Origin of the sequence: Pseudomonas oryzihabitans, assembly GCF_032027545.1 — a bacterium.
Taxonomy (GTDB): Bacteria; Pseudomonadota; Gammaproteobacteria; order Pseudomonadales; family Pseudomonadaceae; genus Chryseomonas; species Chryseomonas oryzihabitans_F.
Map to the genome: position 1 here is coordinate 42,935 of NZ_JAVSJB010000022.1, position 23,499 is coordinate 66,433.

The window sequence follows — 23,499 nt, forward strand, 5'->3', positions numbered from 1 at the left end:
CCATGAGTCAGACGTCTTCCTCCTTCGACCTCAAGGTCGTGCTGCGTGACACCCTCATGGTGGGCCTGGTCTCGCTGATCCTGTTCGGCCCCATCGTCGGCATCGTGCTCGATGGCTACGGCTACACCCTCGAGCCCGGCCGGGTCGGCATCATGGTCGCCGTGGTCATGGCCGGCCGCTTCCTGCTCAGCCTGTTCGGCCAGACCGCCAAGGGGCGCGACTGGATCGAGTCCTTCAAGCGCAACGACGGTGGCGTTCACGTACTGCCGCCCGGGCACAAGTCCAATCTCAGATTCATCCTGCCCATCGTCATCCTGGTGGCCATCGCCTTTCCCTTCCTGGCGACCAAGTACTGGCTGACGGTGATCATCCTCTGCCTGATCTACGTGCTGCTGGGCCTGGGCCTGAACATCGTGGTGGGCCTGGCCGGTCTGCTCGACCTCGGCTACGTCGGCTTCTATGCCATCGGCGCCTACGGCCTGGCGCTGGGTTACCAGTATCTGGGGCTGGGCTTCTGGACCATGCTGCCGCTCGCCGCGGTACTGGCCGCGGTGGCGGGGGCGATACTGGGCTTCCCGGTGTTGCGCATGCACGGGGACTACCTGGCCATCGTCACCCTCGGCTTCGGCGAGATCATCCGCCTGGTGCTCAACAACTGGCTGGAAGTGACCAAGGGCCCCAACGGCATCGCCGCGCCGTCGCCGACCTTCTTCGGTATCGAATTCGGGCGCCGGGCGAAGGAGGGCGGGGTGCCCATCCATGAGTTGCTGGGCATCAGCTACAACCCCAACGCGACCATGATCTTCATCTACACCGTGCTGTTCCTGGTGGTGCTGCTGGTGCTCTACGTCAAGCACCGCCTGACCCGCATGCCGGTCGGCCGTGCCTGGGAAGCCCTGCGTGAGGACGAGATCGCCTGCCGCGCCATGGGCCTGAACCACGTGCTGGTGAAACTCTCCGCCTTCATGATCGGCGCTTCCACCGCGGGCCTGGCCGGGGTGTTCTTCGCCACCTACCAGGGCTTCATCAACCCGGCCTCGTTCAACTTCTTCGAATCGGTGCTGGTGCTGGCCATCGTGGTGCTGGGCGGCCTGGGCTCCACCGTCGGGGTGGTGGTCTCGGCCTTCGTCATGACCCTGCTGTTCGAGCTGCTGCGGGAATTTGGCGACATCCGCATGCTGGTGTTCGGCGTGCTGATGGTGGTGATGATGATGTGGCGGCCGCGCGGCCTGATCCGTATCGCCCGTAGTGGCTTCGCGATTCGCAAGGGAGTGGCGCCGTGAGCGACAACATTCTGACCGTGAGCGGTCTGGGCATGAGATTCGGTGGCATCAAGGCGCTGTCGGACGTGTCCTTCGATATCAAGCGGCACTCCATCACCGCCCTGATCGGCCCCAACGGCGCCGGCAAGACCACGGTGTTCAACTGCCTGACCGGCTTCTACAAGGCCACCGATGGCGAGATTCGCCTGGATACCGCCGATGGCCGCTCGACCCGGGTCGGCAAGATCATGGGCGAGCGCTTCCAGGCGACCGACTTCGTCAATCCGGCGCAATTCGGCAGTCGGCTCTGGTACAAGATGTTCGGCGGCACCCACCTGGTGAACCGCGCCGGGCTCGCCCGCACCTTCCAGAACATCCGCCTGTTCAAGGAGATGTCGGTGGTGGAGAACCTGCTGGTGGCGCAGCACATGCAGTGCAACCGCAACCTGATCACCGGCATCCTCAATACGCCCGGCTATCGCCGCGCCGAGGAAAAGGCGTTGGACACGGCCTTCTATTGGCTCGAAGTGGTGGACCTGGTCGATCACGCCAACCGCCTGGCCGGCGAGCTCTCCTATGGTCAACAACGCCGCCTGGAGATCGCCCGGGCCATGTGCACCCGTCCGGAGATCGTCTGCCTGGACGAACCCGCCGCCGGCCTCAACCCGGCCGAGACCGAGGCCCTGGCCGGGATGATCCGCCTGCTGCGCGACCAGCACCGCATCACCGTGGTGCTGATCGAGCACGACATGGGCATGGTGATGAACATCTCCGACCACATCGTGGTGCTGGACCACGGCCAGGTCATCGCCCGCGGCCTGCCTGCCGACATCCGCAACGATCCCAAGGTCATCGCCGCCTACCTCGGCGCCGAAGAGGAGGAGGTGGCATGACCACGCCGATCCTGGAATTCCGCAACGTCGACGTCTTCTACGGCCCCATCCAGGCCCTGAAGAGCGTCTCCCTGACCATCAACGAAGGCGAGACGGTGAGCCTGATCGGCTCCAACGGCGCCGGCAAGTCCACCCTGCTGATGTCCATCTTCAGCCAGCCCCAGGTGCGCAACGGGCAGATCCTCTACCGCGGCGAAGACATCTCCCGCAAGAACGCCCACTACGTCGCCTCCAACGGCATCGCCCAGTCGCCGGAGGGGCGCCACGTGTTCCCCGACATGACGGTCGAGGAAAACCTGCTGATGGGCACCATCCCCATCGGCACCCGCTGGGTGGATGAAGACATGCAGCGCATGTTCGAGCTCTTCCCGCGCCTCAAGGAGCGCCGCAACCAGCGCGCCATGACCATGTCCGGCGGCGAGCAGCAGATGCTGGCCATCGCCCGGGCACTGATGAGCCGGCCCAAGCTGCTCCTGCTCGACGAGCCGAGCCTTGGCCTGGCGCCCATCGTGGTGAAGCAGATCTTCCAGATCCTGCGCGAGCTGGCCCAGAGCGGCATGACTATCTTCCTGGTGGAGCAGAACGCCAACCATGCGCTGCGCCTGTCCGACCGCGCCTACGTGATGGTCACCGGCGAGATCCGCATGACCGGCAGTGGTCAGGAGTTGCTGGCCAATCCCCAGGTGCGCGAAGCCTACCTGGGCGGCCACTGACTATGGACGTGGTCCGCGGTCGCTCCCTGGTCGCGGGCCGGGCCCAGGGCCGCCTGGCCTGGGCGCCCATGGGCTTGAGTTTCTGGGGTGGCGTCGATCCGGCCAGCGGCCGGGTGATCGATCGCCACCATCCGCTGCACGGCCTGGAATTGGCCAGGCGCATCCTGGCCATTCCGAGCGGTCGCGGCTCCTGCACCGGCAGCGCCGTACTGCTGGAGCTGCTGTTGGCGGGACGTGGGCCAGCCGCACTGGTCCTGGCCGAGCCCGACGAGATCCTCAGCCTGGGTGCCATCGTCGCGGAAGAACTCTTCGATCGCTCCTTGCCGGTAGTCAGCCTGGGAGCGCAGGCCTTCGCGGCTCTGGCCAAGCACGATGAGATCGCGGTGAACGACTGCTGGGTCGGGGCACCGGGAAGTGTCTTTCCTGTGGCGGAACCGGATGACGCCGCCGACCTCCAGCTGAGCGTGACCGACCAGGCTCTGCTCGACGGTGCCCACGGCAGGGCGGCACAGGCGGCCATGGGTATCCTGGTGCGCATGGCGCGTTTGCAGGGTGCGAGCGAATTGCTCGATATCACCCAGGCTCACATTGACGGCTGCATCTACACCGGTCCGGCCAGCCTGGCGTTCGCCCGGCGGCTGGTGGAGTGGGGCGGTCGGGTGCAGGTACCCACCAGTCTCAATGCGGTGTCCGTGGATCAGCGCCGCTGGCGCGAGCAGGGCGTGGCACCGGCGCTCGGTGAGCCGGCCAGTGCCCTGGCCGAGGCCTATGTGGCGCTGGGCTGTCGACCCACCTTCACCTGCGCGCCCTACCTGCTGGACAGCGCCCCGGCCCTGGGTGAGCAGGTGGTCTGGGCCGAATCCAATGCCGTGGTCTTCGCCAACAGCGTGCTGGGCGCGCGTACCCAGAAATACGCCGACTTCCTCGATATCTGCACCGCCCTGACCGGTCGGGCGCCGCTGGCCGGCTGCCACCTGGACAGTGGTCGGCGCGCCAGCAAGGTACTGCGGGTGCAGGTGCCAAAGGGGCATGACGATGCCTTCTACCCGCTGCTTGGCTACTGGATCGGCTTGCGCTCGCCCACCCGGATTCCCGCGGTGCTAGGTCTGGAACATGCCCGGCCGAGTCGCGATGATCTCAAGGCCTTTGGTGCCGCCTTCGCCACCACTTCGGCGGCGCCGTTGTTCCATCTGGTCGGGGTGACGCCCGAGGCGCCGACGCTGGCTGCGGTCGCGGCGCCTGAGCTTGAAATCGAAGACATCGGCCTGGCCGAACTGTGTCAGGCCTGGGCCGAGCTGGACAGCGGCGCGGCGCGGGAGGTGCAACTGGTGGCTCTGGGCAATCCGCATTTCTCCGCCGAGGAATGCCTGCGACTAGCCGAGCTCTGCCGGGGACGGCACAGGCATCCCGGGGTAGCCGTGGTGATTACCCTCGGCCGTGAAGTGCGCGCCAAGGCCGAACGCAACGGCGCCTTGGCGGAGCTGGAGGCCTTTGGCGTCCAACTGGTGGGAGACACCTGCTGGTGCATGCTCGGCGAACCTCTGGTGCCGCCCCTGGCGCGTACCCTGCTGACCAATTCCGGCAAGTTCGCCCACTACGGTCCGGGTCTTACGGGGCGCGACCTGCGCTTCGCCGGCCTGACCGCCTGTGTCGAAGCGGCCTGCACCGGACTGGCACCGGCCGGACCACCCGCCTGGCTCGCACCAGCGGACTTATCCACCCGCTGACAGGTCCGAGTTCTGTACAGGATATCCGTGGATCGTCCTGTGGATAAGCTCGGCATAGCCGGCCGTGAGGCCCAGGCCACCTGGCCTGGCGAGAACTGCTCAAAAAATCGCCAGCGATGCGAAAACCCTTTTCTTTCCAATGCCTTATAGCCAACCGCTTGGATTCCCAGCGATCTGGGTATTCGCCTGGCGAATGACGCTGGGCTATCGTGGGCATTGGCCACCACTCTCGCAGAAGGAATCTTTCATGTCTTCGATCTTCATCACCGGCGCCACTTCCGGTTTCGGCGCCGCCACCGCTCGCCGCTTCGCCAAGGACGGTTGGTCGATCGTCATCACCGGGCGCCGCGAGGATCGCCTGCACGCCCTGGCCGAGGAGCTGTCCGGCCAGGCCAAGGTGCTACCGCTGGTGCTGGACGTCCAGGATCGCGCTGCCGTGGAAGCCGCGGTCGCCGGTCTGCCGGAGGAATTCAACCAGCTGCGCGCCCTGGTCAACAACGCCGGCCTGGCGCTGGGCAACACGCCGGCGCAGAGTTGCGACCTGGACGACTGGGACACCATGGTCGATACCAACATCAAGGGCATGCTCTACTGCACCCGCCTGCTGCTGCCGCGACTGATCGCCCATGGTGCCGGGGCTGGCATCGTCAACCTGGGGTCGGTAGCGGGCGACTATCCCTATCCGGGCAGCCATGTCTATGGCGCCACCAAGGCCTTTCTCAAGCAGTTCAGCCTGAGCCTGAGATCCGACCTGCTGGGTACCGGGGTGCGGGTGACCAACATCGAGCCGGGCCTGTCGGAAAGCGAGTTCTCGGTGGTGCGCTTCGGGGGTGACAAGGCCAAGGCCGATGCCGTCTATGCCGGCACCGAACCCCTGACCCCGGACGACATCGCCGAATCCATCCACTGGACGCTGAACCAGCCCAAGCACGTCAATATCAACCGCATCCAGCTGATGGCGACCTGCCAGGCGTTCAGCAACTTCAATATCCACCGCCAGAGCTAAGGGCGCTCGCTCGGCGCTGGCCGAAAAGTCGCCGAGCGCAGGTACTTTTCGTATAGGACCTAGTGTGGTGTTTCAGAAGTTATCTGCACAATTTTGGCGGCGCTTTTTCGGCCTGGGCGGCGTTGCTACTCCTCGCCATAGCCCTGCTATGACTCGTCGCGGCGCCTGGCCCGGAGACAAAAATCAATCGCCAATTCTTGCGCGAACTTCTGAAACACCACACTAGAGCACCTTGACCGCCCGGCCGATGAACTGGATCGGCCCGGTGGGTCGGCCGGTAGGCGAGCCGCCTTGGTTTTCCAGGGTGAGTTCGAACAGCTGGTTGGCTTCCAGCGGTGGGAGCCGGTCCAGCGGCACCTGCAGGGTGCGCCCCGGCTGGACCAGACCCAGCGATACCGGGCCCTGCCAGGCATCGGCCTTGGTCCAGAATTGCAGGGTCTTGCCGCTCGGCACGGCGTCGCGCCCGAGGGGAATCAGCTGCAGGTCATGGGCGCTGGCGGTCTGGATCACCCAGCCGGGCGTCCGGTCACCCGGCGCGGCCAAGACCACCAGGTAGCTTGGCGTGGGTACCGGGCGCATCAGCAACAGCACCGCGAGCACCAGGCTGGCGGCCAGTCCTGCCGCACTCAGGCCCTGCCAGAGCGCCAGGCGTTGCCACGGCGACGTACGCCGGGGTGTGGCCTTGGCGTCAGCTTCCCCCAGGCTGCGCTCGATGCGCGGCCACAGGTTCGCTCCGGGTTCGACGGGCGGCACCCGCTCGGCCAGGGGCTGCAGGCGGACCTCCCAGCGCGCCACTGCGGCGGCTAGCGCGGCGTCCGTTGCCAGCGCGCGTTCCACCCGGCGACGCTCTTCGGCGTCCAGGGTACCGAGCACGTATTCACCAGCCAGGCGCTCGCGGTCCTCGTCAGGGGGCAGGGTGGCATCGCTGTTCATGTCATGCACTCCCTCAGCGCCTTGAGGCCGCGAGTGATCCAGCTCTTCACCGTACCCAGCGGCGCCTGCAGGCGCTGGGCGATCTCACCATGGGAGCAGCCGTCCAGGTAGGCGGCCAGGATGGCCTCTCGACGCGGCGCCTCCAGATTCTGCAGGCAGCCCTCCAGGCGACTGCCCTCGGCCTGTCGCACCGGATCGGCGTGCTCGGCCAGGGGTTCCCATTCCTCCGCCAGCGGCACCAGGCGCTGGCGATCACGCAGGGCATTGAGCGCCAGGTTGCGCGCCACGCTGCACATCCAGCCCCGAGCCGAACCGCGCTCCGCTTCGAAGCCGGCCGCACCGCGCCAGATGCGCAGAAAGGCATCGTGGAGGATGTCCTCGGCCAGGCCACGATCCCGCACCAGGCGTAGGACGATACCCAGCAACAGCGGCGCCTCGGTCTGGTAGAGCCGCTGCAGGGCGGCGCGCTCGCCCCGGGCACAGGCGGCGAGCAGGGCGGCTGGATCAGGGGAGCGGTCGGTCACTAGGGCGCGCCAGGCTTGGGACGCCAGGGTGGCGACCGGATCAGCCGAGCCTAGCCGATCCGCTCCTGGCTGTCCCCTGTGCCTCAGCCCTTCTTCCAGAACAGATAATCGGCCTGGTAATTCACGGTCTCGCGCTCGCCCTTGTTGGCCGCGGTGCAGGCCTTGGCCGGCGCGACGCCCCCCTTGAGCGCGGTGCGCTGGATGTAGGTCGTGCCCTGGAAGGCGCCCTTGCCGTCGGCGGGTGCGGCTTCCACCAGTTGATAGGGGAGGTTGCCTGCGCCAGCGGGGGCGATGGCCAGTTGCTTGCCGACCACCTTGGAACCATCGGTGGACTCCCAGGTGGCGGGCGGTCCGTAGTAGCGGCCGACCAGGTTGCCCTGGCGGTCATGCAGGTCGGCCTTGGGGCCGACGAAGAACCATTCGGTCTGGCCAGGCATGTCCTTCTTGTCGCGGCACTCGTAGACGATGGTGCCCTTGCCTACGGTTTCCAGCATCTGGCTGTTGCCGGCGGGGACTCGGACGGCCTCGGGCAACTCGCCTTGCGCCAGCAGCGGGGTGCTCAGCAGGGCGGTCAGGGCCAGGATGCTGCAACGGCTATAGGTGTTGTTCATGCGGCTTGCTCCGGATTGAAAGGGGCACAGTCGGCAGGACTGTAGCGGCTATACCCGGCAGCCGGCGCTTTGGATGCAACTGTCATCAAAAATTTTCAATTCATCGGCATAGTCGCGACCGCCTCACTGTTGAACCGCTCTGCCATGCGGCTCCTGTCAGCTTGCCGTCAGCCGGGTTTCAGCGATCCCTAAGGTTGTTCGGTGATAGTGGCGCCGGGTCTTGTGTCCATCTTCCCCAGCCAGCCGGAGTCCTGCCGCGTGTCGTCCATCCCGAGCCCGGCGCGCCTGCGCCTCGAAAGCCTGGCGCTGTGCCTGCTGGCGGTGCCCCTCTTCACCCTTGGCCTCTGGGAGCAACCCTTCATCGGTTTCGACGGCCGCTTCGCGCTGTTCGCCCAGGAGATGTTCCGCCATGGGGTCAGTGCCTTCCCGACCAGCTACGGGCAGCCCTATCCGGACTATCCCGCCACCTCGACACTATTCATCAACGTCATTGCCCACCTGTTCGGCGAGGTCAATCGGCTGGCCACGGTGATCCCCACCGCTCTGGCCTCGGCCGCTATCGTCGGCCTGCTCTATCGGCTGCTGGCCAGCCATTCGCGGCGGTGGGCGCTGCTGGCGGTGCTGGTACTGTTGCTCACCAACGGCTTTCTCGCCAAGGCCCGCTCCATCTGCCTCGACCAGTTCGTCACCTTGGCGGCATTGGGCTGTTTCTACCTGCTGTGGAGCGCCGACCAGCGCGGCCTGCCCCGGCGGCGGGCGCTGGTCTTCCTGTGCCTGGCGGCGGGCTTCGCCGTGCGCGGGCCACTGGGGCTGATCGAGCCCTGTGGCGTGGTCTGCGTCTACTGGCTGCTGCAGGGCGACTGGCGGCGCAGCTTAGGCTACGGGCTGGTCGGCGCGCTGTTGCTGGCGCTGTGCTGCGCCGTGCTGTTCGGCCTGGCCTGGCACACGGGCGGGGTGCCCTTCGTCGAGGACGTGATCCGCATGCAGGTGTCCGGTCGGCTGGACGACACCGACGGCGCGGGATATCCCTGGTGGTACTTCCTGCAACTGGGCCTCTATCGCTACGCCCCGGCCTTTCCCCTGGCGCTGCTCGCCTTGCCGACCCTGAGGCGCCATTGGCTCTTGCGCCAGCAGCAGGTGGAGAGTCGCCTGCTGGTGCAACTGGCCGGTTTCGCCGTGCTCATCGTGGTGGCGTTGTCGATCCCCACCTTCAAGAAACCCTATTACATCCTGCCGGCGATCCCGGCCTGTGCTGCCCTCGGCGCCTGGGTGTTGTTGCAGGGCCAAGGGGTGCTGGCCTGGGTACGGCGACTGTTCCTGCCCCTGCTGGTGCTCTTCCCGGTGGTGCTCGGAGTGCTGGTCAAGTTGCAGCAACCGAAGCTCCAGGCCGCCGGCTGGTGGCCGCCGCTGGACCTGCGGCTGTTGCTGGCAGGCTTCGGCATCCTCGCGCTGTTCGCCCTGCTGGCGGCTTGGCGCGAGCGCGGCGCCTTCCAGGTGGGCATGCCGCTGGCCGCCGCTGCCCTGGCGCAATGGCTGCTGGTGGTGCTGGCGCTGGACCCGATGCAGGCGCTGCGCTACGACACCCGCGCCTTCGTCACTCGCCTGGAGAGCCTGCGTCAAGGCGAGCCGGGCCAACTGGTGTTCTTCGGCCTGGGCCAGGACACCAAGGCCTTCCGCTACCTGATGAATCTCGACTACGACGTGCCCATGCCGGTGTTCATCGACGTTGGCCAGCCCGGGCAACTGGCGCATGTCGCCCGGCCCGCCTACGTGCTGCTCGACGCCGACAGCCAGGCGGCCCTGGCCGGTACCCCGCTGGCCGGTCGCCAACCGGTGCTGGATGGCCGCTTCAACGACAATCGCTGGCAGGCCTACTACCTGCCCTGAGGCCCGCGCCATGACCGACTCGCCCGATTTCCATCGTCGCCGGCTGTGCCTGGCCCTGGCCGGTCTGCCGCTGCTGGTCGCCTGCAAGCCGACCCAGGGTTACGGCCTGGCGGAGCGCCGGTCCCTCTGGTTCGAGGACCATAGGTTCACTCCGGTGACGCCCATGGCGTCGGCCAGCAGCTTCGTCCTCGGGGTGCTGCCCGATACCCAGTACTACAGCGAGAACAACTTCGAGATGACGCGCACCGGCAAGCGAGTGGAGCGTTATCCAGGACTCGGCTATCCACCCGCGCTGGCCTTTCACGCCCAGACCCACTGGTTGGCGAAGAACGCCGGGGCGCTGAACATGCCCTTCGTGGTGCACCTGGGTGACCTGGTCGAGGATGCCGAGCAACACGGTGAATGGCGCCTGGCCAGCCAGGCCATGGCACGTCTGGAGCGAGCCGGTCTGCCCTACAGTGTCATGACCGGCGATCACGATGTCATCGCGCTCTACACCGAGGATCGCCTGCGTGACGGCAGCGAGCTGTTCACCCAATACTTCAGTCCGGAGCGGGCGGCGCGGCAGAGCACCTTCCTCGAGCGCGACGCCACCGGCCTCAACGAAGCCCATCGCTTCGTGGCCCTCGGCCAGGGCTTCCTGCTGCTGACCCTGGACTGGTTCCCGTCGGAGCAGTCACTGGCCTGGGCCCAGTCGGTGCTGGATCGCTATCCGCACCTGCCCACGATCCTGGCCTCGCACAACATCGTCGACCTGGTGAATGGCCAGGCAGTGCTCTCGAACCGGCGCAACGACACGGGCGTGCGTCTGTGGAATCGCCTGATCCGCCGCAATGACCAGATATTCCTCACGCTCAATGGACACAACCACGGCAGCGGTCACCTGCGATTGGCCAACGACTTCGGCCATCCGGTGGATCTCCTGCTGATCAACTACCAGACCGAGTACGCCGGCGGTAACGGCCTGCTGCGCCTGCTGGAGCTGGACCTGGCGCGGGGGCGGCTGGAAGCCCTCACCTATTCGCCGTGGGTCGCCTATCGCCAGCAGAGTGGTGATCTACCGGTACGCCTGGGCAGCGACCCGCGCGACACCTATTCCGCCGAGGTGCTGGCGCCCCTGGCGTCGCCGCAGTTCGATAACCGATTCGTCTTGGAAATGGACTTCGCCACGCGCTTCGCCGGCTTTGGCGGCTATACCGCGCAGTTGCCGGCGGTGGCGGACGAGGGCGTGCTGGCGCGGTTGCGCCAGCAGCTGGGGATCACCTGATAGCCTGTTTAAAAGGCTTAGGCGGCTAACAGCCAGCCCCCGGCCACGGCCGTGGCGACGCCAGCGAGTCGCACCAGCGGCGCTGCAGCCTGGGGCAGGTAGCGCACCACGGCATAGCCCAGGCCATGCAGGGCGGCGGTGGCGGCGACGAAACCGGCGGCATAGGCCCAGGGATTGCTCATCTCCGGCAGCTCCAGGCCATGGGCCACGCCATGGAACAGGGCGAAGGCGGCGGTCAGGCCAACGGCGGCGGCCACCGGTGGACGGGCCGCCAGGGCCACCAGCAGACCCAAGGCCAGCACCGAGGCGGCGATGCCGGTCTCCATGAAGGGCAACTCCATTCCGGCGAAGCCCATCAGGCCGCCGATCAGCATGGTACCGACGAAGGCGCAGGGCAGTGCCAGCCGCGCCTTGCCCTGCTGCTGGGCGGCCCAGAGGCCCACGGCGAGCATGGCCAGCAGGTGGTCGAGACCGGTCAGCGGATGCAGCACCCCGGCGGCCAGGCCGTTCTCGGCATGACCGGGGTGGGCGAAGGCCAGGGCCGGGGCGAGCAGCAGGGCGGCGGTGGCGAGGATCTTGGCGTGTTTCATGGTGGCTCCTTGAGGGATGAAATCCTGGGTCAAGCGGCGGTCAGCAGACCCTGCTGCTCGATGAAGGCGATGATCTCATCCAGGCCCTTGCCAGTCTTCTGGTTACTGAAGACGAAGGGCTTGTCGCCGCGCATCTTGCGGGTGTCGCGATCCATCACCTCCAGGGAGGCGCCGACCATCTCGGCCAGGTCGACCTTGTTGATCACCAGCAGATCCGACTTGCAGATGCCGGGGCCACCCTTGCGCGGCAGCTTGTCGCCGGCCGAGACGTCGATGACATAGAGGGTCAGGTCGGACAGCTCCGGGCTGAAGGTGGCGGAGAGGTTGTCGCCCCCGGATTCCACCAGGATCAGGTCCAGGCCGGGGAAGCGGCGATTGAGCTGGTCCACTGCCTCCAGATTGATGGAGGCGTCTTCGCGGATGGCGGTGTGCGGGCAGCCACCGGTCTCCACGCCGAGGATGCGCTCGGGCGCCAGGGCCTCGTTGCGCACCAGGAAGTCGGCGTCTTCGCGGGTATAGATGTCGTTGGTCACCACCGCCAGGTTGTAGCGCTCGCGCAGGGCACGGCAGAGGGCCAGGGTGAGGGCGGTCTTGCCGGAGCCGACCGGACCGCCGATACCGACGCGCAGGGGTTGGGTAGTCATCTGGAGATCTCCTAGGAACGGAACAGGCGGCTGTACTGCCGCTCGTGGGCCATGCTGGTGAGGGCGAGGCCGAAGGGCGCGCCACCCCAGGCCGCTTCGGGCAGCTCGGCGGCCTGCTCGGCAGCGGCGGCCAGGGTCGGCAGCAGGGTGGAGGTGAGGCGCTGGGCGGCTTGCTGGCCCAGCGGCAGGGTTTTCATCAGCACCGCCAATTGGTTTTCCAGCCAGGTCCACAGCCAGGCATCCAGCGCCGCGCGCGGCGCTATGCCCCAGGCGCGGGCGGCCAGCGCCCAGCCCAGGGCGAAGGTCGGAGCCAGCTCGGCCAGCAGGGCGCGACTCTGGTCATCCAGTTCCGGCAGGCCGAGCAGCAGTTGCGCCAGGGAATAACCAGTCTGGCGACTTTCCAGCTGGAATTCCGCCGTCTCGCGGCTGGCCCGGTGCCGGTTGGCCAGTTCGCTCAGGCGTTGCCAGTCGCCTGCCACCGCGGCTTCGCAATGAGCCAGCAGCAGCGGCGCCTCGAAGCGCGCCAGGTTGAGTTCGAGGCTGTCGCGCAACCAGGACTCGGCGTCCGCCGCGGTGCGGATCAGGCCGCCGTCGATGGCCAGCTCCAGGCCCTGGGAATAGCTGTAGCCGCCAATGGGCAACTGGGGGCTGGCCAAGCGTAGCAGGGCAAAGGGCGGTGTCACGTGCGCACGCCGAAGTGATGAAGCTTAGGCGCATAGTTGAAGCCTTCCTCGCCGTGGTGCGAGTGGTGATGGCCGCCACCGTAGGCGCCGTGCTCGGGCTGGAAGCCGGCCTCGATCTCGCTGACCTGGGCGCCCAACTGCTCCAGCATGGCCTTGAGCACATAGTCGTCCAGCAGTCGCAACCAGCCGTCGCCGATCTGCAGGGCGACGTGACGATTGCCCAGGTGGTAGGCGGCGCGAGTCAACTCGAAGGCGCTGGTGCAGGTCACGTGCAGCAGCTTTTCCGGCCGGGCGACGACGCGCACGGTGCGGCCATCGCGGGCTTCGAGAAAGTCACCATCGGCCAGCGGAGGCTGACCGCGTTCGAGGAACAGGCCGACATCTTCACCCGCACTGCTCGTCGCTCTGAGGCGACTCTTGCTGCGGGCATCGAAGGTGAGATGGAGTTCGGCGTCCCAGGTATCCCGGGCCGCGCAACGGTTATGGATGACCAGCATGGCGAAACTCTTGGCAGTTATAGTCGGGCAGTACAGCAAGGGGCCTGCCAAATATCCGTATTCGCCTGGTGTAAGGGCAAGGAAAGATGACCGGACGATCAGGTTGCCTTTATTTGGTGCAGCATCGCATTCGCAAGGCGATCTATGCTCTCTTTTGGTGCGATCTTGTTCTCGGCGCGCCGCCAATGCTTGCTGCCGATGAGAATGAGCTTGAGCTGCTGCACCATCTTCGCCGCGGGCCACAGGTGCGGTGGCGTCAGCTCCGGCGGCGAATCGATCAGCTCGGGCAGGGTGGCGAACACCGTCTTCACTACCAGGTCGGCCAGGACATCGATCTGCGCGGGCACCAGATGCGGTAGCCGGCCCAGGGCGAGCAGGTCCCGCGCCAGATCCTGGGTGATGCGCTGCCGCAGCTCGGCGATGGCCTGGCGCACGGCCAGGGAGCCGCCGTATTGCTCGCGGGCGAGAAAGAGGAATTGGTCGCGGTTGTCGTGCACGGCACTGAGGAAGATCTCCACCGAGGCCTCGATCATGCCGCGTTGCTGCAACTCGTGGTGCCTTACCTGGCGCAAGGCGTCGCGGAAGGTGTCGCCTACCTCCGCCACCAGCGCCAGGCCGAAGGTTTCCATGTCGGGAAAGTGGCGATAGAAGCCCGCCGGGACGATCCCGGCCTGACGGCTCACCTCGCGCAGACTGAGACTGCCGAAGCCGCGACCGCTGTTCATCAGCAGACGCGCCGATTCCAGCAGCGCCTGGCGGGTTTGCAGCTTCTGCTGGGCACGAATCGACATGGGAAGATTCCAGGAGGCAAGGCGGCACTGTAGCAAAGGAAGCCCCGACTGACTGCAAGGGTTTTCCGCTACCGCTGGGTGGTAGTCTCTGCTTTCAGGCCCACCCTGTAGAGCGCCATGAATCTCGACAACCGCATCAAGTTTCGCCACCTGCTGTGTTTCCTGGAGATCGCCCAGCAGCGCAGTTTCGCCAAGGCGGCCGATGCCATCGCCGTGTCCCAGCCGGCCATCTCCAAGACCATCCGCGAACTGGAGGAGATTCTCGAGGTGCGGCTGTTCGAGCGCGGCAAGGGTGAGGTGACACTGACCGAGGCGGGCCTGCTGTTCCTGCGCCACGCCGGGCCCTGCGTCCAGGCCCTGCGCGAGGGCATGCAACTGGTGCGTGGCGGCGAGGCGGGAGGCCTGGTACGGGTCGGGGTCCTGTCGACGGTGGAAAGCCAGGTACTGCCTGAGGTCCTGGCGCGCCTGCATGAGCGGCACCGGCAATTGATCGTCAACGTCGCCACCGGACCCAGCGCCTACCTGCTCGGACAATTGCGCGTCGGCGACCTGGATCTGGTGGTCGGCCGCATGACCGACAGCCCCGACATCCACGGGCTCGATTTCGAGCACCTCTATACCGAGGCCCTGACCCTGGTGGTCCGCCCGCAGCACCCGCTCAGCCAGGCCTTGCCGGCCGACTTGGCGACTCTGGCGCACTATCCCCTGGTGCTGCCGCTGCCGGGCACCACCATCCGCCGGCATGCCGAGAGTCTGTTCGTGCAGTGCGGTATCCCGCTCAGTCCCCAGCGGCTGGAGACCCTGTCACCGACCCTGAGTCGCCAGTACGTTCGCCAGAGTGACGCCCTGTGGATCGCGCCGCTGGACGCAGTGCGCCGCGACTTGGCGACGGGCGAGCTGGTCGAGGTGCAACTGGGCGCACGCGAAGCCGGTGGCTCGGTGGGCATCTGCCGCAATGGCAGCGTGCCCCTGTCGTTGGCTACCCAGCGATTCCGCGATGTCCTGCGTGAGGTAGCGGGGGAATTGACACTTAACCATTAGGTTATGGCTAAGGACGCAGCTTTCAATTCAACCCGCCACCGCGCTGCGCCACACTGGGATCAGCCATCCCTTGGCCCCGATCCTTCCGTGGAGCATTCCAATGCATAACAAGCCCCACGACGTTCGCTACGTCGCCCGTGATCGTACCTGGCATCCCCAGGCCTATACGCCCGCCTACAAGTCTTCTATTCCGCGTTCGCCACGCCAGGCACTGGTGAGCCTGCAGCACCAGACCGCCTCCGAGCGCAGTGGTCCGGATTTCTCGCGCCTGCCCCTGGGCCCGCACGACAACGACCTGCTGCTCAACTTCGGTACCGGCCAGCTGCCCCAGGGCGAGCGCATCATCCTGTTCGGTACCCTGCGCGACCAGTTCGGCAAGCCGGTACCTAATTCCCTGGTGGAAATCTGGCAGGCCAACGCCGGCGGCCGCTACCGGCACAAGAACGACGTCTACCTGGCGCCCCTCGATCCCAACTTCGGCGGCGTGGGTCGGACCCGCACCGACAGCCAGGGTAACTACGTCTTCCGTACCATCCGCCCGGGTCCCTACCCCTGGCGCAACGGCAGCAACGACTGGCGTCCGGCGCACATCCACGTCTCGGTCATGGGCCCGGCCATCGCCACCCGGCTGATCACCCAACTGTACTTCGAGGGTGATCCGCTGATTCCGCTGTGCCCCATCGTCAAGTCCATCGCCAATCCCGATGCCGTCCAGACCCTCATCGCCCGCCTGGACATGAGCATGGCCAACCCCATGGACTGCCTGGCCTATCGTTTCGACATCGTCACCCGCGGCGCGCGGCAGACGTTCTTCGAACACCACTGAGGACGCGAGAGATGACGCCCAACCACCAAGCCCTTCTGCCGGAAACCCCCTCCCAGACCGCCGGCCCCTATGTGCACATCGGCCTGGCCCTGGCCGCGGCCGGCAACCCCACCCGCGACGTCGAGATCTGGAACCAGCTGGCCAAGCCCGGCGCCCCCGGCGAGCACATCCTGCTCACCGGCCAGGTGTTCGACGGCAACGGCAACCTGGTACGCGACTCCTTTCTGGAGTTCTGGCAGGCCGACCATGCAGGTCAATACGATCCGGTCTACGACGTGGAGAAAGCCTTCAACGGCTTCGGCCGGACCGCCACCACCTTCGATGCCGGTGACTGGACCCTGTACACCGTCAAACCCGGCCAGGTCGTCGACCAGCGCGGCCAGCCCATGGCCCCGCACATCAACGTCACCCTGTTCGCCCGCGGCATCAACATCCACCTGCAGACGCGCCTCTACTTCGACGACGAAGCCGAGGCCAACGCCCGCTGCCCGGTCTACAACCTGCCGGAGCCGGAGCGCCGGTCGACCCTGCTGGCACGTCGCTGCGAGATCGAAGGCCGCCTGGCCTATCGCTTCGACATCTACCTGCAAGGCCCCCAGGAAACCGTCTTCTTCGATATCTAGCAGAGGCAGACCGCAAAAAGCCCTGCCGAGGCAGGGCTTTTTCGTGGCCGCGATCCAGGGGTCAGATGCGGTAGGTGGTCTTGGTCATCACCTTGGCCACCAGGCTCATGCCGTACTTCACCGGCGTGGGAAAGCGCCAGCCGCCGGCCGCCAGGGCGTGCTCGGCGTGCTGTTCCTCGTCGATGCGCATCTGCTCCAGTACCGCCCGCGACTTGGCATCGGCGGCGGGCAGCTTTTCCAGGTGCTCGTCCAGGTGACGGCAGACTTGATCCTCGGTCGCCGCGACGAAGCCCAGGCTCAGGCGGTCGCTGATCAGGCCCGCACCGGCGCCGATGCCGAAGGACAGCCCATAGAACAGCGGATTGAGCAGGCTGGGTCGTTCACCCAGGGCACGGATGCGTTGTTCGCACCAAGCCAGGTGGTCGATCTCCTCGTCCGCCGCGCGCTCCATCTCCTCGCGTACTTCCGGTAGCTTGGCGGTCAGCGCCTGGCCCTGGTAGAGCGCCTGGGCACAGACCTCACCGGTGTGGTTGATCCGCATGAGGCCGGCCGCGTGGCGGCGTTCCTCGTCGCTCAGCTCGGCATCCTTGAGCGGAATGGCCGGCGAGCTACGGGTCGGCGCGCCGCTGAAGGGCGTCAGGGTACGCAGGGCGGTATCGGCCTGGATCAGCAGCCGATCGAACGGGGAATACTGGCGGGTGGAGCGCATGGTGATCTCCTTGGCGGACGGGGAAGGGCGGAACGATGCTTAGCCCGGAGGCCACGTCATCTGCCGCTTGCCCAGTACGTGCATGTGGATGTGATAGACCGTCTGGCCACCCAGGGCGTTGCAGTTCATCGCCACCCGGAAGCCTTCTTCGCAACCTTGCTCCTGGGCCAGGCGCTGGGCGGTGAAGAGGATGTGCCCGGCGAGCTGCTTGTCGTCGGCCTCGCTCAGGTCGTGCAGGGTCGCGATGTGCTTCTTGGGGATGACCAGGAAGTGCACGGGCGCCTGGGGGGCGATGTCATGGAAGGCCATGACCTGGTCGTCCTCGTAGAGCACCTTGGCCGGAATGTCCCCGGCGACGATCTTGCAGAACAGACAATCCACGGCGATCTCCTGCTGGCTGGATAGGCATTGAGTGTACCAGTGGCTGTCCCTGGGGTCAGGTGCGGCGGGTGGGAGCACCCTTACGCCGGTTGAAAGAGTTTGCCGATCCGGATCGCCGCCGAGCGGACCAGCGAGCGCGGGAAGAAGCGTGGCATCAGGCTGCCCAGGCGATTGCGCCAACCGGGCACGATCACCGCCTGGCGCCGCTCCAGCCCCTGGACCGCCGCCAGGGCGACCTCCTCGGCGGACATCAGCAGCTTGCTCTGTTCCATGCGCCCGGTCTGCAACCCGGCATTCTTGAAGAAGGCGGTGCGCGTCGGGCCGGGGCAGAGCACCGACACCGACACGCCGCGCTTCTTGAGCTCCTCGCGCAGACCCTCGGAGAAGTGCAGCACATAGGCCTTGGTCGCCGCATAGCTGCTCATGTAGGGAATCGGCTGGAAGGCCGCGGTAGAGGCCACGTTGAGGATCTGGCCGCCGCCCTGGATCGCCATGTGCTGGCCCAGGGCATGGCACAGGCGAGTGAGCGCCAGGATGTTCAGCTCCAGCTGCTCCTGTACTCGCGGCCAGTCGGCTTCGAGGAAGTCCCCACCGCTACCGATCCCGGCGCAGTTGACCAGCAGCCCGATGGCGCGCTCGCTTTGCTCCAGCTCGTGCAGCAGCCCGGTCAGATGCAGCGGCTCCGCCAGGTCGCAGACCCGGTACAGCACCTCCACGTCGAAGCGCTGGGCCAGCTCGGCGGCGATGCTCTCCAACTTGTCCTTGCGCCTTGCGAGCAGGATCAGCGGCTGACCACGCCGTGCCAGGGCTTCGGCCAGGGCCAGGCCGATTCCGCACGAAGCACCGGTTACCAGGGCATAACGCTGCATACTGCTTTCTCCAGGACCGAGACGTCGGGACGCGACCGGATCTAGTAAGGTTTGACCACCACCAGGATGACCACCGCGATGAGGATGAGTACCGGCACCTCGTTGAACCAGCGATAGAACACGTGGCTGCGCTTGTTCTCGCCGCGTTCGAATTTCTTGCGCATGGCGCCGCAGACGTGGTGATAACCGATCAGCACCACCACCAGCGCCAGCTTGGTGTGCATCCAGCCCTGGGTCATCCAGCTCGGATTGATTACCAGCAGGCCGATGCCGAACACCAGCGTCAGGATCATCGCCGGCAACATGATGCCTCGGTACAGCTTGCGCTCCATCAGGCAGAAGCGTTCATGACTGACCGCATCGCTGCTCTGGGCGTGATAGACGAACAGCCGTGGCAGATAGAACAGGCCGGCGAACCAGCAGACCAGGGCGATCAGGTGGAAGGCTTTGAACCAAAGATAGAGCATCGGGGCGTTCTCCTTATCAGTCGGCCTCATCAGGCGGCGCGATATTAGAGTGGCGCCGCCGGCAAGTCATTCACTCCGGTCATCCCGGCCGATGGTCCGCGGTCGCGCAATAGTTGACCATTTTGCTGGGGCAAGCGGATAATTTCGTCACTGAATTGTGTTCGGCGCGAGCCGGGAGACTACGGCAATGACCATTGAAACCTTCACCCCGACCCCCCTGCAGTTCACCCTGGGTGCGGCCACCAAGGTGAAGAACCTGATCGAGGAAGAGGGCAATCCCCGCCTGAAGCTGCGCGTCTTCGTCACCGGTGGCGGCTGTTCCGGCTTCCAGTACGGCTTCACTTTCGACGAGGATTCCGCGGACGACGATACCGTCATCGAGCGCGATGGCGTGCACCTGGTGGTCGACCCCATGAGCTTCCAGTACCTGGCCGGTGCCGAGGTGGACTACCAGGAAGGCCTGGAAGGTTCGCGCTTCGTCATCAAGAACCCCAATGCCGCGACCACCTGCGGCTGCGGCCAGTCGTTTTCCATCTGATCGCAGGCAGGCCCTGGTCTAGCGCGGATAGAGCGCGCCCAGCACCCGCGGCCCGCTGGCTCCGGTGACTTCGGGACAGTTGCCGGGCAGGCCCGTGCAGAAGCGGTGGGCCAGCCAGGCGAAGGCCATGGCCTCCATCCAGTCCGGCGATACCTGATAGGCCTCGGTGCTGCCCACCCTGGCCGGTGCCAGTTGCTTTGCCAGCCGCTCCATCAGGTCGGTATTGTGCGCGCCACCACCACAGACCAGTACCTCGTCCACCGCCTGCGCGGCCCGGATGCTGTCAGCGATGCTGCGGGCGCTCAGCTCGGCCAGGGTGGCCTGGACGTCCACCGGTGCCAGTTCGGCATGCCGGTCGAGATGCTGCCGCAGCCAGCGCAGATTGAAATGCTCGCGTCCGGTGCTCTTCGGGCCGCTCTTCACGAAGAAGGGATCGCTCAGCAACCGTTGCAGGAGTGTGGGGATCACCTGTCCCTGCGCCGCCCAGGCTCCGTTCGCATCGTAGTCCAGGCCCAGGTTGTGCTGGATCCAGGCGTCCAGCAGCACGTTGCCCGGTCCGCAGTCGAAGCCGCGCACCGGTAGCTCCGGCGCCAGCAGAGTCACATTGCTGAAGCCGCCGATGTTGAGCACCGCCCGTGGACGATCCTGGCCGAACAGATCGGCATGGAAGGCCGGTACCAGCGGCGCACCCTGGCCACCGGCGGCGAGATCACGGCGGCGGAAGTCGGCCACCACGTCGATGCCACTGAGTTCGGCCAGCAGGGCGGCGTCACCGATCTGCAGTGTATAGCCCTGGGCGGGCAGATGACGGATGGTCTGGCCATGGCTGCCCACGGCGCGGATGTCGTCCGGTACCAGTCCCTGCTGCTCCAGCAGCTCGGCGATGCCTTGGACGGCGAGCGCGATCCAGGCCTGCTCGGCCTGGGCGATCCGCTCGATTTCGTTGTCCCCGGGGGCGCACAGCGCCAGCAGCTCCTGACGCAACGCCTTCGGCATGGGAATGCCCAGGGCGGCGACGAAGCGAGTCCGTTCCCCCTGTTCGATCAGCGCGATGTCCAGGCCATCCAGGCTGGTGCCGGACATCACCCCCAGGTAGCGCTCCATCTCAGCGCTTGTTCATCGCGAGTAGAGAGGCACGCTCCTGGTCCATGCGGGCCATGAGCGGCTGGCTCTGCGCCAGGAAACGCGAAATCTCGTTCTTGGCGATGGGGTCGGCCATGGGCAACTTCACTCCGAGCGGATCGACGTGGTTGCCATTGATGCGGAATTCATAGTGCAGGTGCGGGCCGGTCGCCAGGCCAGTCATGCCCACGTAGCCGATCACCTGGCCCTGCTTCACCGCCACGCCGGCACGCATGCCCTTGGCGATGCGGCTCATGTGGCCATAGACCGTGGTGTAGGTCTTGCCATGCTGGATCATCACCACATTGCCGTAGCCGTTTTCCTGTCCGGCTTTGGCGATCTTGCCATCGCCGGTGGCATGGATCGGCGTACCCGTGGGTGCGGCATAGTCGACCCCCTTGTGCGCGCGCATCTTGTTCAGCACCGGATGGAAGCGGCCCATGGTGAAACGCGAGCTGATCCGCGAGAACTCCACCGGGGTGCGGATGAAGGCCTTGCGCATGCTGCCGCCTTCGGCGGTGTAGTAGTTCGTGGTGCCGTTCTTCGCCGTGTAGCGCACGGCGGTGTAGGCCTTGCCCTTGTTCACGAATCGCGCGGCCAGGATGTTGCCGTAGCCCACGTGCTTGCCATTGACCACCTTGTCCTCGTACACCACCTCGAATTCGTCGCCTTCCTGGATGTCCAGGGCGAAGTCGATGTCGTAGCCGAAGATGTTGGCCAGCGCCATGGTCATGTCATGGGACAGCCCGGCCTTCTGCGCCGAGGCGAACAACGAGCTGGTAATGCGTCCCTGGGCATAGGCCTTACGAATCTCGGGAGTGACGGTCTTGTGCTCGACCTCGTAGCCCTGGTCGGACTTCACCAGCGACAAGGTCTGCAGCGCGGTCAGCTTGGTGCGCACCGCCAGCAGTTCGCCGGATGGCTCGCGCTGGAATTCGATCTTCTGACCCACGCGCAGGCGGGTCAGCTTCTTGGCTTCCTTGCTGCTGGCGAGCACCTCGTGCACCACGGCGGCGGCCAGACCGGCTCGTTCGAACAGGGTCGAAAGCGTATCGCCCTTGCGCACCGTCTCGGTCGTCCACTGTGGCTCGACGTTTTCGGTGGCGGCGACCTCTTCCTCGCCAGGCGCGTCCTCGGCGGTTTGCGCGGTCGGCTGATCCTGGGGGATCTGGGCGAAAGGTGAAGTGTTCTGGGCGTCCGCAGCCTGAGTCTCGGAGAGCACCTGCTCCTTTAGATCGTCCTGACCCTGCACGGCGCGCGCGGCGTCGTGCTCAACATCCAAGTTGATGGAAGTACGTTTCGCCTCGACCTGCTGCGAGGGAAACACGAGCAAGGCCAGACTCAAGAGTGCGGCCACCCCGCTGGCGGCCACGAGGTGGCTTTTGGGGTAGAACGGACTTTTGGGGATGGGCTTCGTCATTTAGCTAAAGTGATGATGTGACGTTAAAAGAAGTGAATAACTGCCTAAAATATAATCAAAAGCTAGCTGTCACAACCCTTTGGCGTGACTGATCCGACGTGCTGGCTGGCGGCTACCAGGGGCATCTTGATAAGGTTCACGCTTTCGAAATTCAGAGGCGGAGCCCCAATGAAAACGGTCCAGGAGCAGCTGGCGATCATCAAGCGTGGCGCAGATGAGCTGCTTGTCGAGTCAGAGCTTGTAACAAAACTGGAGCGCGGCATTCCGCTGCGCATCAAGGCAGGCTTCGATCCGACCGCTCCGGACCTGCACCTAGGCCACACGGTGCTTATCAACAAGCTGCGCCAGTTCCAGGAGCTCGGCCATCAGGTCATCTTCCTGATCGGCGACTTCACCGGCATGATCGGCGACCCCAGCGGCAAGAGCGCCACCCGCCCGCCGCTGACCCGCGAGCAGGTGCTGGAGAACGCCGAGACCTACAAGGCCCAGGTGTTCAAGATACTCGACCCGGCCCGAACCGAAGTGGCCTTCAACGCCACCTGGATGGATCAGCTATCCCCGGCCGACTTCATTCGTCTCTCCTCCCAGTACACCGTGGCGCGGATGCTCGAGCGCGACGACTTCAGCAAGCGCTACGCGGGCAATCAGCCCATCGCCATCCACGAGTTCCTCTATCCGCTGGTACAGGGCTACGACTCCGTCGCCCTGCGCGCAGACGTTGAGCTGGGCGGTACCGACCAGAAATTTAATCTGCTCATGGGGCGCGAGCTGCAGCGTGCCTACGGTCAGGAAGCCCAGTGCATCCTGACCATGCCGCTACTCGAAGGCCTGGACGGTGTGAAGAAGATGTCCAAGTCCCTGGGCAACTACGTCGGCATCCAGGAAGCCCCTGGCGTCATGTACAACAAGCTGGTCTCCATTCCCGATACCCTCATGTGGCGTTACTTCGAGCTGCTCAGCTTCCGCAGCCTGGAAGAGATCGCTCAGTTCCGCAGCGACGTGGAGCAGGGCGCCAATCCCCGTGACATCAAGATCAAGCTGGCCGAAGAGATCGTCGCCCGTTTCCATGGCGAAGAAGCCGCCCAGACTGCCCATCGTTCCGCGGGCAACCGCATGAAGGATGGTGAGCTGCCGGAAGACCTGCCTGAGGTCGAGCTGGAAACCGATGCGGCATTGCCTGTCGCTGCTGTGCTCAACAAGGCCGGGCTGGTGAAGAACGCCGCTGCTGCGCGCGACCTGCTGGCCGCGGGCAGCGTCAAGGTGGACGGCGAGGTGGTCGATCGTGGCTTCCTGTTCGAGATCGGCCGTACCTATATATGTCAGGCCGGCAAGAAGGCCTTCGCCCGCATCAGTGTTCGTCAGCAATAAAACTGAAATAACCTGTTGACCTGTTCCGAAACTCCCCTATAATGCGCCCCACTTCCGGCGCAGACGCTGAAGGGCTTGAAAATCAAGCACTTAGGTCTGAGCCGGGT

At 65.7% G+C, this 23,499-nt stretch carries 26 protein-coding genes; 12 read left to right on the forward strand and 14 right to left on the reverse strand.

Annotated features, from left to right (window positions below):
* Positions 1 to 2 precede the first annotated feature (2 nt).
* The 5 genes from livM to RND78_RS24105 all read left to right on the forward strand — a co-directional run bounded on the left by livM (position 3) and on the right by RND78_RS24105 (position 5,601).
* Complete coding sequence (livM, locus tag RND78_RS24085) at positions 3 to 1,283, forward strand: high-affinity branched-chain amino acid ABC transporter permease LivM (RefSeq protein WP_312732521.1); 1,281 nt, start codon at positions 3 to 5, stop codon at positions 1,281 to 1,283.
* On the forward strand, positions 1,280 to 2,155 hold the full coding sequence (locus tag RND78_RS24090; RefSeq protein ID WP_312732522.1) for an ATP-binding cassette domain-containing protein: 876 nt from the start codon (positions 1,280 to 1,282) through the stop codon (positions 2,153 to 2,155). Before livM ends, RND78_RS24090 begins: the two co-directional genes overlap by 4 nt.
* Positions 2,152 to 2,868 (forward strand): ABC transporter ATP-binding protein, encoded by a 717-nt coding sequence (locus tag RND78_RS24095; RefSeq protein WP_312732523.1) that lies wholly within the window; start codon positions 2,152 to 2,154, stop codon positions 2,866 to 2,868. The genes RND78_RS24090 and RND78_RS24095 overlap by 4 nt, the downstream gene beginning before the upstream one ends.
* 2 nt (positions 2,869 to 2,870) lie before the next feature.
* Positions 2,871 to 4,595 (forward strand): aconitase family protein, encoded by a 1,725-nt coding sequence (locus RND78_RS24100; protein WP_312732524.1) that lies wholly within the window; start codon positions 2,871 to 2,873, stop codon positions 4,593 to 4,595.
* A 247-nt stretch (positions 4,596 to 4,842) separates the two neighbouring features.
* Positions 4,843 to 5,601 carry an SDR family oxidoreductase gene (locus RND78_RS24105; RefSeq protein ID WP_093257140.1) on the forward strand — a complete coding sequence of 253 codons (759 nt, stop codon included), beginning with the start codon at positions 4,843 to 4,845 and terminating at the stop codon, positions 5,599 to 5,601.
* Positions 5,602 to 5,823: 222 nt separating this feature from the next.
* Here RND78_RS24105 and RND78_RS24110 read toward each other — a convergent pair whose 3' ends face one another.
* The 3 genes from RND78_RS24110 to RND78_RS24120 all read right to left on the reverse strand — a co-directional run bounded on the left by RND78_RS24110 (position 5,824) and on the right by RND78_RS24120 (position 7,669).
* On the reverse strand, positions 5,824 to 6,534 hold the full coding sequence (locus tag RND78_RS24110; RefSeq protein ID WP_312732525.1) for an anti-sigma factor domain-containing protein: 711 nt from the start codon (positions 6,532 to 6,534) through the stop codon (positions 5,824 to 5,826).
* Complete coding sequence (locus tag RND78_RS24115; RefSeq protein ID WP_312732526.1) at positions 6,531 to 7,058, reverse strand: sigma-70 family RNA polymerase sigma factor; 528 nt, start codon at positions 7,056 to 7,058, stop codon at positions 6,531 to 6,533. The genes RND78_RS24110 and RND78_RS24115 overlap by 4 nt, the downstream gene beginning before the upstream one ends.
* 83 nt (positions 7,059 to 7,141) lie before the next feature.
* Positions 7,142 to 7,669 (reverse strand): DUF3455 domain-containing protein, encoded by a 528-nt coding sequence (locus RND78_RS24120; protein WP_312732527.1) that lies wholly within the window; start codon positions 7,667 to 7,669, stop codon positions 7,142 to 7,144.
* A 258-nt stretch (positions 7,670 to 7,927) separates the two neighbouring features.
* On the opposite strand from RND78_RS24120, the gene RND78_RS24125 reads away from it, so the two are divergent.
* On the forward strand, positions 7,928 to 9,556 hold the full coding sequence (locus tag RND78_RS24125; protein ID WP_312732528.1) for an ArnT family glycosyltransferase: 1,629 nt from the start codon (positions 7,928 to 7,930) through the stop codon (positions 9,554 to 9,556).
* A 10-nt stretch (positions 9,557 to 9,566) separates the two neighbouring features.
* Entirely contained in the window at positions 9,567 to 10,823 is a 1,257-nt protein-coding gene (locus tag RND78_RS24130; protein ID WP_312732529.1) for a metallophosphoesterase, read from the forward strand.
* Between the two features lie 17 nt (positions 10,824 to 10,840).
* Here the strand turns inward: RND78_RS24130 and RND78_RS24135 are convergent, their stop codons facing one another.
* From RND78_RS24135 to RND78_RS24155, 5 genes are all read right to left on the reverse strand, one after another.
* Entirely contained in the window at positions 10,841 to 11,413 is a 573-nt protein-coding gene (locus RND78_RS24135; RefSeq protein WP_312732530.1) for a HupE/UreJ family protein, read from the reverse strand.
* A gap of 29 nt (positions 11,414 to 11,442) precedes the next feature.
* Positions 11,443 to 12,057 (reverse strand): urease accessory protein UreG, encoded by a 615-nt coding sequence (gene ureG / locus RND78_RS24140; protein ID WP_312732531.1) that lies wholly within the window; start codon positions 12,055 to 12,057, stop codon positions 11,443 to 11,445.
* An 11-nt stretch (positions 12,058 to 12,068) separates the two neighbouring features.
* Positions 12,069 to 12,740, reverse strand: a complete 672-nt coding sequence (locus tag RND78_RS24145; RefSeq protein WP_312732532.1) for an urease accessory UreF family protein — start codon at positions 12,738 to 12,740, stop codon at positions 12,069 to 12,071.
* Positions 12,737 to 13,237, reverse strand: a complete 501-nt coding sequence (ureE, locus tag RND78_RS24150) for an urease accessory protein UreE (RefSeq protein WP_312732533.1) — start codon at positions 13,235 to 13,237, stop codon at positions 12,737 to 12,739. Before ureE ends, RND78_RS24145 begins: the two co-directional genes overlap by 4 nt.
* 98 nt (positions 13,238 to 13,335) lie before the next feature.
* The gene (locus tag RND78_RS24155) at positions 13,336 to 14,028 is read right to left on the reverse strand and encodes a TetR family transcriptional regulator (protein WP_312732534.1); all 693 of its coding nucleotides are present in this window, start codon (positions 14,026 to 14,028) and stop codon (positions 13,336 to 13,338) included.
* A gap of 117 nt (positions 14,029 to 14,145) precedes the next feature.
* On the opposite strand from RND78_RS24155, the gene pcaQ reads away from it, so the two are divergent.
* The 3 genes from pcaQ (at position 14,146) to pcaG (ending at position 16,518) form a co-directional block, all read left to right on the forward strand.
* On the forward strand, positions 14,146 to 15,069 hold the full coding sequence (gene pcaQ / locus RND78_RS24160; protein ID WP_312732535.1) for a pca operon transcription factor PcaQ: 924 nt from the start codon (positions 14,146 to 14,148) through the stop codon (positions 15,067 to 15,069).
* 100 nt (positions 15,070 to 15,169) lie between these two features.
* On the forward strand, positions 15,170 to 15,895 hold the full coding sequence (gene pcaH, locus RND78_RS24165; RefSeq protein ID WP_058764262.1) for a protocatechuate 3,4-dioxygenase subunit beta: 726 nt from the start codon (positions 15,170 to 15,172) through the stop codon (positions 15,893 to 15,895).
* A gap of 11 nt (positions 15,896 to 15,906) precedes the next feature.
* Complete coding sequence (gene pcaG / locus RND78_RS24170; protein ID WP_312732536.1) at positions 15,907 to 16,518, forward strand: protocatechuate 3,4-dioxygenase subunit alpha; 612 nt, start codon at positions 15,907 to 15,909, stop codon at positions 16,516 to 16,518.
* Between the two features lie 61 nt (positions 16,519 to 16,579).
* Here pcaG and coq7 read toward each other — a convergent pair whose 3' ends face one another.
* From coq7 to hemJ, 4 genes are all read right to left on the reverse strand, one after another.
* Positions 16,580 to 17,227 (reverse strand): 2-polyprenyl-3-methyl-6-methoxy-1,4-benzoquinone monooxygenase, encoded by a 648-nt coding sequence (gene coq7, locus RND78_RS24175; RefSeq protein ID WP_312732537.1) that lies wholly within the window; start codon positions 17,225 to 17,227, stop codon positions 16,580 to 16,582.
* Between the two features lie 39 nt (positions 17,228 to 17,266).
* On the reverse strand, positions 17,267 to 17,608 hold the full coding sequence (locus RND78_RS24180; RefSeq protein WP_017642985.1) for a histidine triad nucleotide-binding protein: 342 nt from the start codon (positions 17,606 to 17,608) through the stop codon (positions 17,267 to 17,269).
* 80 nt (positions 17,609 to 17,688) lie between these two features.
* Entirely contained in the window at positions 17,689 to 18,477 is a 789-nt protein-coding gene (locus RND78_RS24185; RefSeq protein ID WP_312732538.1) for an SDR family oxidoreductase, read from the reverse strand.
* A 41-nt stretch (positions 18,478 to 18,518) separates the two neighbouring features.
* The gene (gene hemJ, locus RND78_RS24190) at positions 18,519 to 18,944 is read right to left on the reverse strand and encodes a protoporphyrinogen oxidase HemJ (RefSeq protein WP_312732539.1); all 426 of its coding nucleotides are present in this window, start codon (positions 18,942 to 18,944) and stop codon (positions 18,519 to 18,521) included.
* Between the two features lie 187 nt (positions 18,945 to 19,131).
* On the opposite strand from hemJ, the gene erpA reads away from it, so the two are divergent.
* The gene (gene erpA / locus RND78_RS24195) at positions 19,132 to 19,482 is read left to right on the forward strand and encodes an iron-sulfur cluster insertion protein ErpA (protein ID WP_058766943.1); all 351 of its coding nucleotides are present in this window, start codon (positions 19,132 to 19,134) and stop codon (positions 19,480 to 19,482) included.
* An 18-nt stretch (positions 19,483 to 19,500) separates the two neighbouring features.
* Here erpA and RND78_RS24200 read toward each other — a convergent pair whose 3' ends face one another.
* Positions 19,501 to 20,586: an anhydro-N-acetylmuramic acid kinase gene (locus tag RND78_RS24200; protein WP_312732540.1), complete on the reverse strand. Its 1,086-nt coding sequence runs from the start codon at positions 20,584 to 20,586 to the stop codon at positions 19,501 to 19,503.
* Position 20,587: 1 nt separating this feature from the next.
* On the reverse strand, positions 20,588 to 22,024 hold the full coding sequence (locus tag RND78_RS24205) for a peptidoglycan DD-metalloendopeptidase family protein (protein WP_312732541.1): 1,437 nt from the start codon (positions 22,022 to 22,024) through the stop codon (positions 20,588 to 20,590).
* 168 nt (positions 22,025 to 22,192) lie between these two features.
* Here RND78_RS24205 and tyrS point away from each other — a divergent pair, with 168 nt between their 5' ends.
* Entirely contained in the window at positions 22,193 to 23,392 is a 1,200-nt protein-coding gene (gene tyrS, locus RND78_RS24210; RefSeq protein ID WP_312732542.1) for a tyrosine--tRNA ligase, read from the forward strand.
* Positions 23,393 to 23,499 lie beyond the last annotated feature (107 nt).